This window comes from Stenotrophomonas indicatrix (assembly GCA_041545745.1).
In the GTDB taxonomy this organism is placed as follows: domain Bacteria; phylum Pseudomonadota; class Gammaproteobacteria; order Xanthomonadales; family Xanthomonadaceae; genus Stenotrophomonas; species Stenotrophomonas indicatrix_A.
On record CP168152.1, the window covers coordinates 1,002,207 to 1,019,333 of the forward strand.

General features: G+C 66.4%; 14 protein-coding genes. 9 read left to right on the top strand and 5 right to left on the bottom strand.

Features of this window, described 5'->3' with window-relative positions; all coding sequences use genetic code 11:
- Positions 1-8 precede the first annotated feature (8 nt).
- Complete coding sequence (locus ACEF39_RS04590) at positions 9-1,562, top strand: PepSY domain-containing protein (RefSeq protein WP_500287097.1); 1,554 nt, start codon at positions 9-11, stop codon at positions 1,560-1,562.
- 201 nt (positions 1,563-1,763) lie between these two features.
- A complete protein-coding gene (gene smqnr / locus ACEF39_RS04595; RefSeq protein WP_500287098.1) occupies positions 1,764-2,411 on the top strand; it encodes a SmQnr family pentapeptide repeat protein in 648 nt (215 codons plus the stop codon).
- A gap of 15 nt (positions 2,412-2,426) precedes the next feature.
- Here the strand turns inward: smqnr and ACEF39_RS04600 are convergent, their stop codons facing one another.
- Entirely contained in the window at positions 2,427-3,110 is a 684-nt protein-coding gene (locus ACEF39_RS04600) for a class I SAM-dependent methyltransferase (protein WP_500287099.1), read from the bottom strand.
- Between the two features lie 138 nt (positions 3,111-3,248).
- Between ACEF39_RS04600 and ACEF39_RS04605 the strand changes: the two genes are divergently transcribed.
- A complete protein-coding gene (locus ACEF39_RS04605; RefSeq protein ID WP_500287100.1) occupies positions 3,249-3,701 on the top strand; it encodes a hypothetical protein in 453 nt (150 codons plus the stop codon).
- A 33-nt stretch (positions 3,702-3,734) separates the two neighbouring features.
- On the opposite strand, the gene ACEF39_RS04610 is transcribed toward ACEF39_RS04605, so the two are convergent.
- Positions 3,735-5,126, bottom strand: coding sequence for an aminotransferase-like domain-containing protein (locus ACEF39_RS04610; RefSeq protein WP_500287101.1), 1,392 nt, complete (start codon positions 5,124-5,126; stop codon positions 3,735-3,737).
- Positions 5,127-5,259: 133 nt separating this feature from the next.
- On the opposite strand from ACEF39_RS04610, the gene ACEF39_RS04615 reads away from it, so the two are divergent.
- From ACEF39_RS04615 to ACEF39_RS04625, 3 genes are all read left to right on the top strand, one after another.
- A complete protein-coding gene (locus ACEF39_RS04615; protein WP_500287102.1) occupies positions 5,260-6,123 on the top strand; it encodes a DMT family transporter in 864 nt (287 codons plus the stop codon).
- Between the two features lie 96 nt (positions 6,124-6,219).
- On the top strand, positions 6,220-7,101 hold the full coding sequence (locus ACEF39_RS04620; RefSeq protein ID WP_500287103.1) for an SDR family NAD(P)-dependent oxidoreductase: 882 nt from the start codon (positions 6,220-6,222) through the stop codon (positions 7,099-7,101).
- Between the two features lie 39 nt (positions 7,102-7,140).
- Positions 7,141-8,028 (top strand): LysR family transcriptional regulator, encoded by an 888-nt coding sequence (locus ACEF39_RS04625; RefSeq protein ID WP_500287104.1) that lies wholly within the window; start codon positions 7,141-7,143, stop codon positions 8,026-8,028.
- Between the two features lie 463 nt (positions 8,029-8,491).
- Here the strand turns inward: ACEF39_RS04625 and ACEF39_RS04630 are convergent, their stop codons facing one another.
- Positions 8,492-9,388: a LysR substrate-binding domain-containing protein gene (locus ACEF39_RS04630; protein WP_500287105.1), complete on the bottom strand. Its 897-nt coding sequence runs from the start codon at positions 9,386-9,388 to the stop codon at positions 8,492-8,494.
- A 106-nt stretch (positions 9,389-9,494) separates the two neighbouring features.
- On the opposite strand from ACEF39_RS04630, the gene ACEF39_RS04635 reads away from it, so the two are divergent.
- Entirely contained in the window at positions 9,495-11,009 is a 1,515-nt protein-coding gene (locus tag ACEF39_RS04635; RefSeq protein ID WP_500287106.1) for an MFS transporter, read from the top strand.
- On the opposite strand, the gene ACEF39_RS04640 is transcribed toward ACEF39_RS04635, so the two are convergent.
- Positions 10,993-13,086: a TonB-dependent siderophore receptor gene (locus ACEF39_RS04640; RefSeq protein WP_500287107.1), complete on the bottom strand. Its 2,094-nt coding sequence runs from the start codon at positions 13,084-13,086 to the stop codon at positions 10,993-10,995. The two genes, ACEF39_RS04635 and ACEF39_RS04640, sit on opposite strands and share 17 nt — an antisense overlap.
- A 377-nt stretch (positions 13,087-13,463) precedes the next feature.
- Entirely contained in the window at positions 13,464-13,868 is a 405-nt protein-coding gene (locus ACEF39_RS04645) for a GFA family protein (RefSeq protein WP_500287108.1), read from the bottom strand.
- A 166-nt stretch (positions 13,869-14,034) separates the two neighbouring features.
- Between ACEF39_RS04645 and ACEF39_RS04650 the strand changes: the two genes are divergently transcribed.
- Both ACEF39_RS04650 and ACEF39_RS04655 read left to right on the top strand, forming a co-directional pair.
- Complete coding sequence (locus ACEF39_RS04650; protein WP_500287109.1) at positions 14,035-15,012, top strand: Lnb N-terminal periplasmic domain-containing protein; 978 nt, start codon at positions 14,035-14,037, stop codon at positions 15,010-15,012.
- On the top strand, positions 15,009-17,051 hold the full coding sequence (locus ACEF39_RS04655; protein WP_500287110.1) for an esterase/lipase family protein: 2,043 nt from the start codon (positions 15,009-15,011) through the stop codon (positions 17,049-17,051). Before ACEF39_RS04650 ends, ACEF39_RS04655 begins: the two co-directional genes overlap by 4 nt.
- Positions 17,052-17,127: the final 76 nt, after the last annotated feature.

A 17,127-nucleotide genomic window follows, 5' to 3' on the forward strand; every position in this document is an offset into this window, starting at 1 on the left:
GGGCCGCCATGTCGCTGCGCTCCACTGCCAAGCGCTGGACCTACCTGGTGCATCGTTGGCTGGGCATCGGTGGGTGCCTGCTGATGTTGCTGTGGTTCGTCAGCGGCATGGTGATGCTGTTCGTGGGCTACCCGAAGCTGACGCCAGCGGAGCGGTTGGCCGCGCTGCCCGCATTGGCCGACGCGCGCGGTTGGCAGGCACTTTCCGTGCTGCCGGACGCCGTGCGACAGGAGCCTGAGCGAATCGTGTTGACGACGCTGCGTGGCGAACCCGCCTACGCGGTGCGCTCCGGGGCGAACATGGGCGCGTGGTCGGCGCTTACCGGGCAGGCATTGCCGCCTGTATCGGCGCAGCTGGCCGAAGTCTCCGCCGCGCAGTTCGCCGGTGGGCCTGCCTTCGTTGGCGCCATGCCGCTGGACGAAGACCGCTGGACGCATTCGCGCGCGCTGGATCCGCATCGACCGCTGTATCGCGTCGGTGTGGGTGGCGCAGAGCCTGGTGATGTCTACGTGTCCTCGCGTACCGGCGAAGTCGTACTGGATGCACCGCGCCTGCAGCAGCGCTGGAACTATGTGGGTGCGTGGTTGCACTGGCTGTACTTCCTGCGCATGCAGTCGGTGGACCCGATATGGACCTGGACGATGATCGTGCTATCGGCGCTGTGCACCGTGGCCGCGATCAGCGGGATCGTGGCCGGCATCTGGCGCTGGCGATTTCGCGGGCAGTACCGGTCTGGGTCGAAGACGCCGTACCAGGAGCCGTGGATGCGCTGGCATCACCTGATCGGCTTGATGGCGAGCGCATTCGTGTTCACCTGGATCTTCAGCGGGTTGATGTCGATGAACCCGCTTGGAGTGTTCAGCAGCTCTCGCGCCTCGCTCGACGTTGCGCGCTATCAGGGTGAAGTGCCGGGGGGTACTGGTGTCATCGCGCAGCCAGCTGCGGTACTGGCTGCAGTACATACGGCGCAGTTCGTGCCGGTCGAGATCCAGTGGCGACGCATCGGCGGTGAACTGTTCGCGGTGGTGCTGGATGGCAATGCCGATTCGCGCGTGGTCAGAGAGCGGGGCGGCGCACTGCAGGTGTCCACTGCATTCGGTGCAGACTGGCTGCAAGGCAGGGTAGAGGCGATGTCAGACGCGCGCCTGCGCAGATTCACCCTACTGCAGGCGCCCGATGCCTACTTCTATCCGCGCACTGCGGAGGCGATGAATGGCGCCGCAGTACGTCGTTTTCCGGTGGCGATGGCTGACTTCGATGATGCTGAAGCAACCCGCGTCTATGTCGACCTGGCTACCGGAGATCCGCTGTTGACGATGGGCAAGCGCGAGCGTGCGGGTCGCTGGCTGTTTTCCTTCCTGCACAGCTGGGATCTACCCGCGCTGCTGCGGCAGCAGAACAGCCGCCTGGTCGTGCTGCTGTTGCTCAGTCTGGCGGGCACCGCGCTGTGCACGACGGCCACGGTGATCGGCTATCGGCGATTGCGGATGACATTCCGACGCAAGCGTCATTGGCATGCTCCGTTCTCTGAGCGCAGTCGTAGAGACCTGCCTCTCCTCTGATGGTGGACGCCCGCGCTCTCCAGCACATGACAGGGACGTCAGCCGCGCTCGCGTGCATCGACCGATCCGCCGGGCCGCTGAAGAGCCCGCCTTGGTGCTGTACACATCCTGGCTGCAGCAGTCGTGAACCGGGGTGGCCGCGCCCTACCAAAGGACCGTCGGGCGCGGCATCATGGCAGGGCTCCCGGCACGGAACCCTGCATGTCTTCCACCGTTCACCACAAGCAGCGCATCGGCGCCGATCAGTTCACCGGCCGGAAGGTGGTCGACCAGCAGTTCCTCGAGTGCGATTTCTCCGGCGCTGACCTCACCGCCACCGAGTTCGTGAACTGCGGCTTCTACGACGCCGACACCCGCACCGGGTGCCGTTTCAGTGGTGCCACGTTGAAGGAAGCCAGCTTCCGCCAGTGCGACATCAGCATGTGCAACTTCAACTTCATCAAGGCGCTGGGGCTGGAAATCAGCGAGTGCCGCGCGCAGGGCGCCGATTTCAGCAACGCCAGTTTCATGAACCAGATCACCACGCGAAGCTGGTTCTGCAGCGCCTTCATCAAGAAGACCAACCTGCGTTATGCCAATTTCTCGCGGGTGACGCTGGAGAAGTGCGAGCTGTGGGAAAACCGCTGGGACGGGGCCAACGTCAGCGGTGCCAGTTTTGCAGGGTCGGATCTGTCCGGCGGCCAGTTCGATGGCATCGACTGGAACACGGCCAACTTCACCGATTGCGACCTGACCAACTCCGAACTGGGCGAGCTGGACGTGCGCAGCACCAATCTGCGTGGCGCCACGTTGGATGTGCAGCAGGTGGCGCTGCTGATGCAGCGGATCGGCATTACTGTGGTGCCTTGAGCGTGCGTCGGGGTGCTATGCCGGTGTGGCCGGCGCGTAGGCCACCCATCCTTTGAAGCTGAAGCCGGCGTAGAACAATTCCACGTTCTCGAAGCCAGCCTCCTGCAGCAGCGCCACTTCCTGCTCGGGCGACAGCAGCGGCAGACGCTCGGTGATGGCGGCGACCGCGCGCTGCGCATCGGCACGTGGAATACCGGAGGCCTCGCCGAATGCGGCGTAGCGTTGCAGCCAGCGATGCTTGCCGTCTGCGTCCTGCGGCACGCTGTGGTGGGCGACCACCAGCGGCGCACCCGGTCGCAGCCGTTGCCGCAGTTCGCGCAGGGTATGCAGGCGCTGCTCAACGGTGAGGAAATGCAGGGTCAGCAGGCAGGTGGCGCCGTCGAAGACGGTCTGCGGGGCATCGTCGATGTAGCCTTCCAGCAACGTGACCTGCGCCATCAATGGCCCCAGGGTCTGCTCGGCCAGCGCGAGCATGGGCGCGGCCGGGTCGATGCCGAGCATCCGCCATTGCGGATGCGCTTCGGCGAAGGCCTTGAGCTCCAGGCCGCCACCGGCGCCGAGCACCAGCACCTGGCCATCGTCGGGCACATGTTCGGCCAGCAGCAGGTGGGTCATCTGCTGCAGTCCGAGGAAACCCGGCACCTGCCGCAGCGGACCGTCGGCATAGCGGGCGACGGCGTGGGGATCGGAGAAGGACATCGGAAGCATTCCTGCAGCAATGGCGAACGTCCACTTTACCGCGCTGCGCAAGTGTCGATTGCATGAACGCCCGCCTTTGCTTAAGGTCTGCGCCTGCCTGCATTCCAGAGATCGCGAATGGACCCTCGCACACCCCCGATGCCATCGACGGAAGCCTTCGAACTGGCGCTGACATTGCTCGGACGGGAGGACGTGGATGAGGAGCAGGCCGAGCGGGCACTGCTCGCGCTCGGCAGCGAACACGGGCCGATGCGCCGCCTGCTGGTGTGGTTGCCTGAAGCCTTCGCCATGGCCTTGATCGGACATATGGAACTGGGCGTGCAGTTGCCCGGTACATTCACCGCCTCCGACGCGCAGGGTGAGCTGCATGAACTGCCGCTCGATCGCGAACCGGTATTCGTCGATGGCCTGCAGCGCGCCCTGGCCATGTACCACGAAGGTCCGCGCGCTGCATTCAAGGCGATCTGCCAGCGGAGTTCGTTGCTCAATGCGATCGACAACGCCTTGAACGCCGGAGTTGATCTGCAGGGCGCGACGCTTTCGGGTCCGGAGCTTCTGGACATCCCGGCAGAGACCTACCTCGCTGATTGAGCCCGGGGTAGTCAACAGCCGGTCAATCGCCAGTCATCCCTCTCGCGTCTGCAACGCCTTCCCAAGCACCTGCCAGATCTTCGGGTCCTGGCACTGCGACACATTGAATCGCACGTAATCAGCAGCTTTCTGCGACTGGCTGAAGGCATTGCCCGGCGCCACCACCACGCCTTCGCGCAGGCACTGCCGTGCCACCGCCGATGCATCACGACCGTCGGGCAGCTGGCACCACAGGAACAGCCCGGCATCGGGCTGCAGCCATGGCGTGATGCCCAGCTTCTGCACCTGCCGCAGCGTGTGCTTGCGTGCATCGGCCAAGCGCGTGCGCACCGACTGCATGTGGCGGCGGTAGCCACTATCGGTGAGTGCGATCTGCATCAGGTGCGCGGCCAGGTGCCCACCGCCGAAGCTGGTGGCCAGCTTCAGATCGGTCAGTGCCTCGATCCAGTCAGGGCGTGCGGCGATGTAGCCGCAGCGCGATGCCGCCGAGATGGTCTTGGAGAAACTACCGACATGGATCACCCGCGACAATCCATCCAGCGCTGCCAGCCGCGGCGCCGGACGCAGCTCGAAGTCGGCAAAGATGTCATCTTCGATGATGATCAGTTCGCTGTGTTCGGCCAGGCCCAGCAGGCGATGTGCAGTGGTCGCCGACAGCACCGCGCCGGTCGGGTTGTGCAGCCCGGCGTTGGTGATGTACAGGCGCGGCGCGTGTTCCTGCAGCGCGCTGGCAAACACCTGCAGGTCCGGCCCGGTGTGCGTGTACGGTATGCCGATGGCCTGTACCTGATGGGCCTTCAACATCGCGTGGTAATTGAAATAGCTGGGGTCGTCGACCAGCACGCAGTCGCCGGGCTTCAACAGGAAGCGGCAGATCAGGTCGACCGCGTGCGTCCCCGATTCGGCCAGCAGCAGCTGCTCCATCGATGCTTCGATGCCCAGCGTGGCCGCGCGTCGCTGCAGCGTCTGTCGCAATGCCGGCAGGCCGAGCGGCCCCGCGTAGTCGACCAGGTGTGCGGCGTCGGCGCGGGCCATGCGGCGCAGGCCACGGCGCAGGCCATCGTGGTACAGCCAGTCACTGGGCATCCAGCCGCAGCCGGGCTTGAGGTGGCCGGGCGGAGTTTCCAGTGATTGCCGCGATACCCACAAGGGGTCCACCGCGCGATCAAGGCGCGGTTCCATTTCGGCCAGCGCCAGCGGTGCTGCCGGGCCGGCCACGTAGAAGCCGGAGCCGGCGCGCGCGGCGATCACGCCCTCGGCCGCCAATCGTTCGTAGGCCTCGACCACGGTGGACACGGAAACGCCCATCGCCGTGGCCTGCGCGCGCACCGAGGGCAGGCGGCTGCCCGGGCCATCCAGGCGCGAACTGATTCGGGCGCGGACGGCGTGGATGACGCTGTCGATGCGGCTGGGCGGTCGGGACATGCGCGTGACTGTAAGGGAATTGTGGGCAGTACAGTTACTTGTGACTGTACTGGATTGTAGCTGTGTATCGCCCGTGCCTGGTGGCCCAATGACGGGCACGGCCGGCCATTGCCCGGCATTTCTGGAGCAGGGTGTGGAACGGTCGGCAAGCGGATGGATCAATGGCTTCATCGGTGTGGTGATCTTCGCCGGCTCGTTGCCGGCCACCCGCCTGGCAGTGATGGAGCTGGACGCCAGCTTCGTCACCGCCGCACGCGCCAGCATCGCCGCGTTGCTGGGGCTGGTGCTGCTGCTGGCTTTGCGCCAGCCGCGCCCGGTCAGAGGTGATCTGCCCGGTCTGGTGCTGGTCAGCCTGGGCGTAGTGGTGGGCTTCCCCTTGCTGACCGCGTTCGCCCTGCGCCACGCCTCCTCGGCACACACCATTGTGTTCCTCGGACTGCTGCCGCTGAGCACGGCGGTATTCGGCGTCCTGCGTGGCGGTGACCGGCCACGCCCGGCGTTCTGGGTGTTCTCGCTGCTGGGCAGCGCCTGTGTGGTCGGCTACGCCGCGCGCAACGGCATCGAGGCTTCTGTGCAGGCCGACCTGCTGATGCTGGCGGCGATCGTGGTGTGCGGACTCGGCTATGCCGAGGGCGGCCGCCTGGCCCGGCATCTGGGTGGCTGGCAAGTGATCAGTTGGGCACTGCTGCTGGCATTGCCGGTGATGCTGCCGCTGATGGTGGCGATGCGCCCGTCCTCGTTCACGGCGGTCGCCGCGTCGGCCTGGTGGGCGCTGGGGTACGTGGCGGTGTTCAGCATGCTGGTCGGTTTCCTGTTCTGGTATCGCGGCCTGGCCCAGGGCGGTATCGCTGCGGTCGGCCAGCTGCAGCTGCTGCAGCCGTTCTTCGGCCTGGCGCTGGCGGCGCTGCTGCTGCACGAGACCGTCAGCGCCGGCATGTTGCTGGTGACCGTGGCAGCGGTGATCTGCGTGGCCGGTGCCCGCCGCTTCAGCCGCTGACAGCACAGCCTTATCGCCGTGCGATACCGTTGGCGTATCGCGCGGGCGTGCAAACAGTATTGGCCCAGGAGGATGCCGCTCGCCGATGCTGGCTGGATGAAACCCAATTCCAGTATCTCGTTCGAAGGCCAGGTGGGTCTGGTGACCGGTGCCGCCGGCGGCCTCGGCCTGGCCTACAGCCGCCTGCTGGCCCAGCGTGGCGCGCACGTGGTGATGCATGACGTGGGCGCCGCAACGGACGGCACGGGTACCGATCCGCAGCGCATCGCCCAAGCGGTGGCAGCACTGCATGCCCAGGGCCTGCCGGTCGAAGCCGCCAGCGGCCCCATCAACCAGCGCAATGGTTGCCATGCGCTCGTGCAGGACATTCTGCGGCGCCACGGTCGCCTGGACTTCATCATCCACAACGCCGGCTGGGTGGCCTATGCCGGTATCGAAGTGGTGGAAGACGATGCGCTGGAGCAGATGCTGTGCTTGGCGGCGAAGACACCGCTGTGGCTGGCACAGGCGGCATGGCCTGCGATGCGTGCTGCTGGCGGCGGCCGCATCGTGCTGACCACCTCCGATCGCGCGCTGTACCCGCAGTATGCGCAGCGAGGCCTATGCGGCTACGCGATGGCCAAGCTGGCTGCGCAGGGATTGGTCAATGTGCTGGCCTTGGAAGGTGCCGAACACGGCATCGTCGTCAACGCGGTATCGCCGGTGGCCAAGACCCGCATGTGGGGTATCGAGGGGGAGCCGGATGAACTGCATCCAGAGGCGGTCGCGCCCGGGGTCGCCTTCCTTGCTTCCACGCGTTGCCGGCAGGGTGGCTGGACCCTGCGGGCCAGCAACGGCCAGTTCCATGCATTGCGATTGCAGGAAGCCGAACACGTGACCTATCCGCGCGACCTGCATGCGGTGGCAGCGGACAGCATCGAATCGGTGGCCTTGCAGTGGCCGGTCATTGCACGACCGAGTGTCGACGCGCGCGGTTGAACGCGTACCCTAGGCGGGTCTCCACCTGCCTGCGATGAAATGATCGATCTGCGCCTGCTCCGCCAGTTCGTGGCGGTGGCCGAAGAACTGCACTTCCATCGCGCTGCTGCACGCCTGCACATGTCGCAGCCGCCATTGACGGCGGCGATGCGGCGCCTGGAAGACGAGGTGGGTACCGGGCTGATCGTACGCGGCAACCGCACGCTGGGCCTGACCGCGGCGGGGCAGACACTGCTGGTGGAGGCGCGCGCGACGCTGCAACAGGCCGAACAGGCGCTGCAGCGCACGCGCGAATCGGCGGCAGGGCAGACCGGCAGCCTGCGCCTAGGCTATGTCGGCAGCGCACTCTACGGGCGCCTGCCGGCGCTGATCCGCCAGTTCCGTCATGCGTTTGCGCAGGTGCAGCTGCATCTGCACGAAGCCACCTCGCGGCAGCAGCAACAGTGGCTGCGCGAAGGGCGCATCGACCTCGGCATCCTGATTCCACCGATCATTTCCGCAGAGCTGCATCTGCAGGCGTTCGACCATGATCGACTGGCCATTGCCCTGCCGCGCGCGCATCGGTTGGCCGCACAGCAACGGCTGGACGTCGCCGCCCTGGTGGACGAGTCGTTCGTTTCATGGCCCTCTGCTGAAGGTATCGGCTTCCATGCGCAGGTGCTGGGCCTGTGTACCGCTGCCGGCTTCACGCCACGGGTCGTGCAGGAAGCGCAGGGCATGCACGCAGTGCTGTCGCTGGTGGCCGTGGAAGCGGGCGTGGCAATCGTGCCAGCAAGCATGACCGGGTTCCGTCCCGAAGAAATCGTCTATCGGCCACTGGACGGCGGCAACGCTGCGTTCGAACTGAAGTTCTGCATGCGCCCGGAATCGCCGACGCCGGTGCTGCAGAATTTTCTGGCGATGGCAGCACAACCAGTACTGTCGTGATTGCCGGCCGAGCTTCCGTGCTGCACGCGCGGGTAGGACAGCGGCCGGCGTCGTGTGCGCCTCTGGAATGTGATTCGGCCCGCAGTTCCATGCTGGGAATCGTGTCCGCAGCACGCCTGATGCACAGGCGCGGATAACCCCTACATACCGCCTCGCCGACAGCGACCAGCATGTCCCCGTCGGCCATCATCGGCCGACTGGGATTGGCGTCCCATAATCAACTCTGGCACGTGATCGGCAGGCGCACGGATGGCGCCTTCGGATCTCGTGACCCGCTGTCCGTGGTGGGCGATGTGTGGGGATCGCAATGATCCGCCGGTCAGTCCCAGAGTTGTCCGGTACGCCAACCCGCATCGCCCGCCGCCTGTTCGTGGTCAGCCACGAATGCGCTGATGGCGCTTGCCTCGGGGGTGGCAATGCGCGTCGTGCATGGGGAGCGGCGGCGGGCGGTGCACCTGTCTGCTCAACGGGGACGGGTGAACAGATGTTCGGCCATGTAATCGATGAACACCCGCAGGCGCGCGCTGGGGTGACGATTGCCGGGCCAGAGCAGTGAGAATTGCCCGCACTGCGGCTCCATCATCGGCAACACCTGCTGCAACCGGCCATCGGCCAGTGCTTCGGCCGCCAGGAAGTCGGGCATCCAGGCGACGCCCATGGCGCCGATTGCAGCGGCCAGCAGCGCTTCCATGTTGTTGCAGGTCATCGCCGTCGCCAGAGCGGCGCCGGCGTCGCCATCGACGCCGGGCAGGCTCCAGGGCTGCAGCGTGCCGGTGGTCGGGAAGCGGAAACGCACCGCCTGCAGCGGACGCAGTTCCGGCAGCGACTGCGGCCAGCCGTGTGTTCGCAGGTAGGCCGGCGCAGCGCACAGCACGAAATGGAAGCTGCCGAGGCGCCGCGACATCAGGCTGGAGTCGGCCAGTTCACCGCTGCGTATCACCGCATCCAGTCCTTCGCTCACTACATCAACGAGCCGGTCATTGAAATCAAGTTCCAACTGCACCTGCGGGTAACGCTGCTGGAAGTCGGGCAGCACCGGCAGCAGAAAACGGTAGCCGATGGTGGGCAGGCCAATCCGCAGTAGGCCACGCGGAGCGAATTGGCGTTGCGCAAGATCAGCCTGGGCCTCGGACAGTTCATCCAATGCCCGGCGGCAGCGCTGCAGCAGCAGGTCACCTTCGTCGGTAAGGTGCATGCGGCGCGTGGTGCGGTGGAACAGTCGCGTACCCAGGTCCTGCTCCAGGCGGGCGATCCGCTTGCCCACTGCCGAAGCGGACAGTCCCAGCATGCGCGCGGCGCCGACAATGCTGCCGGCCTCGGCGGCGCGGACGAAGGCGAGCAGTGCGGAAATCGAGTCCATGGCGGAATGATTGCGGAACATGTGGCCGTAATCAAATGCCTTTGAGTCTGTTTTTCTCGGATCGCAGCCTGGCCATCATCAATGGTCCCGTTTGCAGGAGACCCCGATGGCCCGTTTCTTGATGGAATCCCAGCCCGTACAACGGCGTTGGGCGTTGGTGTCGGTGTGTCTGGCAGCGCTCGCGTTGCCATTGTCGTTCTCGGCCGGCGCTGTCGCGGTGCCGGTGTTGGCCGTCCAGTTGGCCAGTTCGCCCGCTTCGCTGGCCTGGGTAACCAACGCCTTCATGCTCAGCTTCGGCAGCCTGCTGCTGGCGGCAGGAGGACTGGCGGACCGCTATGGGCGGCGCCGGTTGTTCCTGCTGGGCAGCGGTGGCTTCGCGTTGGCGACGTTCTTCGTCTGCATGGCGCCGGATATGTTCTGGCTGGACCTGGCGCGCGGTCTGCAAGGCGTGGGCGCTGCTGCAGCATTGGCGTCGGGCAGCGCGGCGTTGGCGCAGGCGTGGCACGGCCAGGCCCGGACGCGTGTGTTTGCTTTGCTGGGCACGACCTTCGGCGCCGGCTTGGCGCTGGGGCCGCTGCTTGCGGGCGCGTTGCTTGAGGCGTTGGGCTGGCGAAGCGTGTTTGCCGCCGGCGGTGTACTGGCTCTGCTGGCGTGCGTGCTGGCAGCGCGCGTGTTGCCGGAGAGCCGCGGTCGGGCCGGGCTGCTGGACGTGTCGGGCATGCTGGCTTTCAGCCTGATGCTGAGCATGTTGACCCTGGCGCTGTTGTGGCTGGGCGAATTCGGCCTGCACGCAGCGCGGGTGTGGTGGGCATCGCTGGCGACCCTGCTGCTGGCGGCATCGTTCGTGCTGATCGAACGTAGGAAGACGGCGCCGTTGCTGGATCTTTCGCTGTTCGCACAGCGGGCATTCGTCGGAGTGCAGCTGCTGCCGGTGGCAACCTGCTTCGGTTATGTGGTGCTGCTGGTGGTGCTGCCGCTGCAGTTGCTGGGCGTGCATGGCCAGGGTGTCGCCACCGTCGGCGTGCAGATGCTGGCGCTGTCGGCGCCGATGCTGGTGCTGCCAGTGCTGGCTGCGCGCTGGGCCGGCCGGATGGGAAGCACGCGCCTGTGCGTGGCTGGGTTGCTGCTCTGCGCGCTGGGTCTGTACCTGCTGTCGCGGCAGGCGGTACATCCGCTGCCTGTGCAATGGATCCCGCCGCTGGTACTGATCGGTGCAGGCACCGCATTGCCTTGGGGGCTGATGGACGGGTTGTCGGTCAGTGTGGTGCCGGTGCAACGCGCGGGCATGGCGGCGGGGATCTTCGGCACGGTACGGGTAGCGGGCGAGGGCATCGCACTGGCCGCGGTGACCGCACTGCTGGCGATGCTCATCGGCCACCGCCTGCCGGATGCATCCGCTCCGGCTCTGGGCAGGGCGGCGGCCTATCTGGCTACCGGCGCGCTGCATTCGGCCCAGTCGCTGCTGCCGGGATCAACGGCCCTGCAGTTGCAGCGCGCCAGCAGCGAGGCGCTGGCGCAACTGCTGCACGTGTTGTCAGCACTGACCGCTGGCAGTGCAGTGCTGCTGCATATGCTGCTGCGGCGGTCAACGGCCGTTGCCGAGCTCAGAACCGATAGCTGATGGTGCCGGTGACCACACGCGGGTAGCCGGCGAAACAATCGCCGAAGGTGCGGCACGGCGCGTAGTAACGCTTGTCGGTGAGGTTGGTGATGTTCAAGGCCCAGGTCCAGTTGGTTACCTGCACTTCCACCAGCGCATCGGCCAGGGTGTAGCTGGGGGTGATGACGCGGCCGCCGTTGCCCAGCGACACCGTGTTGCCGACATGGCGCACACCCAGGCCAAGTTTCATCCGCGCGGCGTCATCCAGCTGGAAGCCCTTGGACACCCAGGCGGAGGCCAGGTCCTGCGGGGTATCGTTCAGGCGTTCGCCCACTTCCAGTGCGAAGTTGCTGCGGCTGACCTCGGCTTCGTTGCGCGCCAAGGCTGCCGTGACGGTGAGGTCGTTGGCGAACTGGAACTGGCCTTCCAGCTCCACGCCCTTGGAACGGATCTGGCCGGTCTGCACCACGTTCAGCACGTTGTCCGGGTCGTTGGTCTGGCGGTTGGTCTCGGTGATGCGGTAGGCGGCCAGGGTCAACAGCATGTTGCGGGCCGGCTGCCATTTGATGCCGCCTTCGGCCTGGCGTCCGCGCATTGGCTTGAATGTACTGCCGAACAGATCCTGGCCGGACACCGGCAGGAACGATTCGCTGTAGCTCAGGTATGGCGACACGCCGCCGCCGAGCTCACCGATCAGGCCGGCACGGTAGGTGGTGGCATTGTCGGTCTGGCTGGGCTGGCCTTCGGTCTTTGAACGAGCATGGTCGCGACGCGCCCCCAGCACCAGCGACACGCGATCGGCCCAGCGGATCTGGTCCTGCACATACACGCCCAGCTGGGAAGACTCCTGGTCCGGCTGGCGCTCCCAGCCACGTACCGTCGGGGCGATCGATACCGGCGCGTAGACGTCGATGGGCGTGCCGGTGGCATCCAGCCGCTGCAGCTGCTCCTTGTACTGGCTGTAGTCCACGCCGGCCAGCAGCAGATGCTGGAAGGCGCCGGTGGCGAAGTCGAACTGCACCGCGTTGTCGGCGCTGAGCACCTGGATGTCCGGCTGCGTGCCGTAGGCGGTTCGGTTGACTACGCGCCGGTCGGCATCGATGAAGGGGTTTTCCGGGTTGCTGTAGCTGTCCACATACAACTGCTGCAGGGTGGTCTTGCCGTCGATGTAGCGCACCGCCGAGCGCAGGCTGACTGCATCGTTGAAGCGATGATCGAACAGGGCAGTCAGGCTGTACACGCGCGAATCGATGCGGTCGAAACCGGCATCGCCGATGAAGGTGGTCGGATCCAGGCGGCGACCGGGCGCTGCGTGCAGGGTGGCGGCCAGCGGCAGGAACTGCTGGCTGGAGCCGGTCTTGTCGTGCTGGTAGCTGGCCAGCAGGGTCAACGTACTGCGTTCGCCGCGCCAGCTGATCGATGGCGCCAGATAGACGCGGTCGTCCTTGAGGACATCGGTCTGCATGTTCGATTCGCGGACCAGACCGACAATACGCCCGGCAACCGTGCCCTCGTCATTCAAGGCACTGCCGATGTCGCCCTGCAGCTGCCGGCGATCGAAGCTGCCCAGCTGCAGGCCGACGTCACCGCGGGCGGCGCCGAAGGTCGGGCGCTTGCTCATCGCGTTGATGATGCCGCCGGTGGCACCCGCGCCGTACAGCACCGACGACGGGCCGCGCAGCACTTCCACCCGTTCCAGGCCATATACCTCCGGGCGCGCCAACGGGCTGAAACCGTAGCTGCGGCGCAGGCCATCCTGATACTGCACCGGGTCCAGGCCGCGTACCGAACTGGCGTCATTACGAGTGTCCAGGCCCCAGGCGTCGGCGGTGACGCCGGCGCTGTAGCGCAGCACTTCCTGCAGGTTGTGTGCGCCGCGATCAGTGAACAACTGCCGGGTGACCACACTGATCGCCTGCGGCGTCTCGGTCAGGGCGGTGTCGGTCTTGGTCGCGGTGCTGGCGCGCTCGGCCACCACGGTCACCTTGTCCAGGGTCCGGGCCGCAGTGCCGTCCTGGGCCTGGGCGATGGCCGACGCCAGCAGGGTGGGCAGGAACAGCGTGTACAGCAGCGGGCGGCGCGACGGCAGGGCGGGCATGGTGAGGAATCCGGCATGGGCAGTGACGGCGGATTATCCGGATGCACAGAGTCAAATACAAATGATTCCCAATTACATCGGGGTGTGGCCGGCACATGGGGGTCATGGGTATTGTGGGGTTGTCATCTGCCTGCCGCGGCGCCCTCACCCGGCCTTGGCCTGAGCATCGGTAGGGTAGAGCGTCCCCGTCCCCCACGGAGACCTGCCATGTGGTTGCTTGACCGACTCAGGCCCCCACGCTCTGGGATGCCCGCCGAGACGCTGCCACCTGCAACGGACACGCCCGTGCGTCGAACGCCGTTGAAGCGTCCGTTGCGCGTCGGCCGGACCAGCATGGCGCCGTGGCAGAAGATCGCGCCGCCCCGGCGCAGCCGGCACTAACCGGTACGGTCAGCGGGGTGGTTCACTCCGTCGTTGACCGGAATCGTTCCCAGCGCGAACGGATCGATGCCTTCCAGGCAGGCCACGTTGTAGCCGTACTGGTCCGGGTTGGAGCGGCGGCGGTGGTGCGTGTAGATGCCACAGATGCCGCAGAAGTAGTGCTCGGCCACGTGGGTATTGAACTGGTACAGGCGCAGATGGGTCTGGCCACGCACGATCTGCAGCCCCTCCCGTGCCACGCTGGCGGCGATGGCACCGCGGCGCCGGCACATCGAACAGTCGCAGCGGCGCGGGTCGACGATGCCCTCGGGCAGCTCCAGCAGCAGCTCGACCGTGCCGCAATGACAACTGGCCCGGTGCTGCGCCTGCACGGCGACGCCGGCCACGGTGGTGATGCCCATCTCTGCTCCCTGTGCGCCCTTGGTGGGTGTCAGTATGGCCCCTGCCGGGGGCAGCCTGAACCGGTTGTAGATGTCGCCATGAGGCGGCTTGTGGCTAACTATGCCGCCCCGGGACCTCGACAGGATGCCAGTGAAAGCCGCAGGACGATGGATGACAGGATGTGTGATGGTGTTGCTGGCGCTGTGGGTGGCCGGTCTGTTGACCTACCAGATGCCCGGGCCGGGCTGGCTGGGCGGCGCTGTGGCGTTGCTGTGGTTGCTGGCCGCCGCTTGGGCGGCCTGGCAGGTGGCGCGCGGCCGTGGCACGCGCAGGCTGTGGGCGGGCTTTGCCGGCGCTCTGGCCCTTGCGGGGCTGTGGTGGCTGCTGCTGACCCCGCGCCAGGACCGCGACTGGGCCGATGACGTGGCGCAGCGCCTGCACGTGGAATCCTTCGATGGCCGCCACGTGGTGCTGGACAACGTGCGCGATTTCACCTGGCGCACCGAGACCGACTACGACGCGCGCTGGGTGCGCCGCAGCTACGACCTCGACCAGCTGCGTTCGGCCGATCTGGTGCTGTCGTACTGGATGGGCCCGGCGATCGCCCACACCCTGATCTCGTTCGGATTCGAGGACGGGCGCCACCTGGTGTTCTCGCTGGAAATCCGCAAGGAGCGCGGTGAATCGTTCTCGGCGCTGGGCGGCTTCTTCCGCAAGTTCGAGATGACCCTGGTCGCCTCCGAGGAAACCGACATCATCCGCACCCGCACCAACGCGCGCGGCGAGGATGTCTACCTGTACCGCCTGCACGGCATGGACCGCAACCAGCTCAAGACCCTGTTCGCTGCCTACATCGACCAGGCACGCCAGCTTGATGCCAAGCCCGGCTTCTACAACACGCTGACCAGCAACTGCACCACGATCGTCTTCGATCTGGCGCGGCATATCGCCCCGCGCCTGCCGCTGGACTACCGGCTGCTGGCCTCGGGCTACCTGGCCGAGTACGCGCAGGAGGTGGGCGCGCTCACGCCTGGCGTGCCGTACGCCGAACTGCATGCCAAGGGCCGCATCACCGAGCGCGCGCTGAAGATGGCCCCCGACGATGATTTCTCCACCGTGATCCGCCAGGGCATCCCCGGCACCGAGCAGGACCCGCCGCAATGACCCCGATGATCCTGTTCCGCTGGCAGCGCGTGCTGCCGACGCTGTTGGCTGCCTTCCTGCTGCTGGGTGGCAGCGGCTGCGCGATGGTCACCGTCAAGCAGGTGGCGTCCAGCGATTACCTGGTCAACAAGCGTGCCGACGTGCTCAACACCGGCAAGCTCAGCCCCGCCTCGCGCGAGACGCTGAGTGCGGCCGGGCTGGACGAATCGCAGTGCGAGAAGGACTTCCTGGTCTGCCGCAGCACGCTGTTGATGACCGATGACCTCAACGTCGAGCAGCGCTTGTCGACGCTGTCCGAGCTGTGGGTGAAGGCGGCGCTGGCACTGACGCCGAAGAAGCAGGCGGCCAACGAGCCGCCGATGAGCGATGCAGCGCTTGATGCATGGCTGGAGGCGGCGCGCTATGGCTACGCCTATCTGTTCTACAGCGGACGCTCACCCTCCGATCGCGCGTTCGAGGACCGGCAGACGCAGGTGCGCGATTACTACAACTACGCTGCCGAGAAGGCCGCCGTGGTGTTGTTCGCGCGGGCCCGTGCTGCAGCGCTGGCCGGTGAGGACTACACCAAGCCGGTGTCGGCAGGCAGCTGGACGCTGGCTTCCGATTTCCAGCGGCTGTCGCTGAAGAGCATCCCCAAGCAGCTGGTGCCGGCGGGCACCGTCAGCTTCGTCGGCATGCGCAGCACCTATCGCCGCGATGGTTTCGGTGCCGAGCTGGTGATGGTGATGGACCCGCCGAAGCTGGTGGTGCCCGCCGTCGCCGCGGAAGGGGCCAAGGCCGAAACGGCACAGGCGCAAGCCACCAGGGACGAGCAGGAGGAGGGTGTCCGCCGCGGACGCCGCCACCAGCACGATGATTCGGTGCCCGAGTACAGCGAGATGTCCTCGATCAACGTCACGGCATTGCTGCGTTTTGAAGGCAGCACGCTGGAGGATGTGATGCGCACCCGCCAGGTGCTGCTGGATGGTTATTCGCCCGAGGCGACCGAGCGCATCAGCCTGCATGGCGAAGAGGTGCCGCTGGCGGGCAACTTCACTGCCGCCTACGGCCTATGGCTGGCGCAGAGCGGGTTCGCCACGCAGTCGCTGCGTACCTTGTTCGGCATGAGCGAGGGCATCGGTGAGCCGCATATCTACCTGATGCAGCCGTGGGATCCGAACCGCCGCATCATCTTCATGCTGCATGGCCTGGGCAGCAGCCCGGAAGCATGGGTGAACCTGGCCAACGAGATCATGGGTGACCCCGAGCTGCGCCAGCAGTTCCAGGTGTGGCAGGTGTACTACCCGACCAATGCGCCGATCGCGCTGAACCGCTACGAGATCGCCAACGCATTCAACGACACGTTGCAGCACTTCGACCCGAATGGCAGCACGCGGGCTTCCAAGGACATGGTCTACATCGGCCACAGCATGGGCGGCGTGCTGGCGCGGCTGCTGGTCAGCGACTCGGGTGATGTGCTGTGGAACGATCTGCTGGCCAGCTATGACCTGAAGGGCGAACGCCTGAAGCGGGTGCAGTCCAAGCTGGGTCCGCTGCTGCACTTCAAGGCCGAACCGAACGTGGAGCGTGCGATCTTCATCGCGGCCCCGCACCAGGGCACGGACATCGCCGGCAACAAGGTCGGCCGCCTGATCGGCCGCCTCGTTCGCCTGCCGCTGACCATCCTCGGCAAGTTCGAGGATGTGTTCCTTGCACTGGCACAGGCTGAGCAGCAGGTGGATGGCACGGCCAAGCCGAAGATTCCCAACAGCATCGACAACCTCAAGGCCAGCGACCCGTTCGTGAAAGCCGCTGCGCAGCTGCCGATCACGCCGGGCCTGAAGTACCACTCGATCATCGCCCAGCGCAAACCGGAACTGCCGGTGGAGAAATCCGACGATGGGCTGGTGCCGTACTGGAGTTCGCACCTGCCCGGCGCGCTGTCGGAGAAGGTGATCATTTCCGGCCACAGCGTGCAGGAGACGCCGCAGGCGGTGCTGGAAGTGCGCCGCATCCTGCACCAGGACATCGATGAAGTGGGCACGGTGGCGACGCCATGACGGGGCGCCGCGGTAGTGCCGGCCGCTGACCGGCAACCTCCGCGTGGGTAGAAGCATCCTGATGATGCCGGCCAGC

Excerpts from the sequence above, each read along its gene's own strand:
- ACEF39_RS04590 (WP_500287097.1), top strand. The coding sequence starts at position 9 with ATGTCGCTGCGCTCCACTGCCAAGCGCTGGACCTACCTGGTGCATCGT.
- smqnr (WP_500287098.1), top strand. The coding sequence starts at position 1,764 with ATGTCTTCCACCGTTCACCACAAGCAGCGCATCGGCGCCGATCAGTTC.
- ACEF39_RS04600 (WP_500287099.1), bottom strand. The coding sequence starts at position 3,110 with ATGTCCTTCTCCGATCCCCACGCCGTCGCCCGCTATGCCGACGGTCCG.
- ACEF39_RS04605 (WP_500287100.1), top strand. The coding sequence starts at position 3,249 with ATGCCATCGACGGAAGCCTTCGAACTGGCGCTGACATTGCTCGGACGG.
- ACEF39_RS04610 (WP_500287101.1), bottom strand. The coding sequence starts at position 5,126 with ATGTCCCGACCGCCCAGCCGCATCGACAGCGTCATCCACGCCGTCCGC.
- ACEF39_RS04620 (WP_500287103.1), top strand. The coding sequence starts at position 6,220 with ATGAAACCCAATTCCAGTATCTCGTTCGAAGGCCAGGTGGGTCTGGTG.
- ACEF39_RS04625 (WP_500287104.1), top strand. The coding sequence starts at position 7,141 with ATGATCGATCTGCGCCTGCTCCGCCAGTTCGTGGCGGTGGCCGAAGAA.
- ACEF39_RS04630 (WP_500287105.1), bottom strand. The coding sequence starts at position 9,388 with ATGGACTCGATTTCCGCACTGCTCGCCTTCGTCCGCGCCGCCGAGGCC.
- ACEF39_RS04635 (WP_500287106.1), top strand. The coding sequence starts at position 9,495 with ATGGCCCGTTTCTTGATGGAATCCCAGCCCGTACAACGGCGTTGGGCG.
- ACEF39_RS04640 (WP_500287107.1), bottom strand. The coding sequence starts at position 13,086 with ATGCCCGCCCTGCCGTCGCGCCGCCCGCTGCTGTACACGCTGTTCCTG.
- ACEF39_RS04645 (WP_500287108.1), bottom strand. The coding sequence starts at position 13,868 with ATGGGCATCACCACCGTGGCCGGCGTCGCCGTGCAGGCGCAGCACCGG.
- ACEF39_RS04650 (WP_500287109.1), top strand. The coding sequence starts at position 14,035 with ATGGTGTTGCTGGCGCTGTGGGTGGCCGGTCTGTTGACCTACCAGATG.
- ACEF39_RS04655 (WP_500287110.1), top strand. The coding sequence starts at position 15,009 with ATGACCCCGATGATCCTGTTCCGCTGGCAGCGCGTGCTGCCGACGCTG.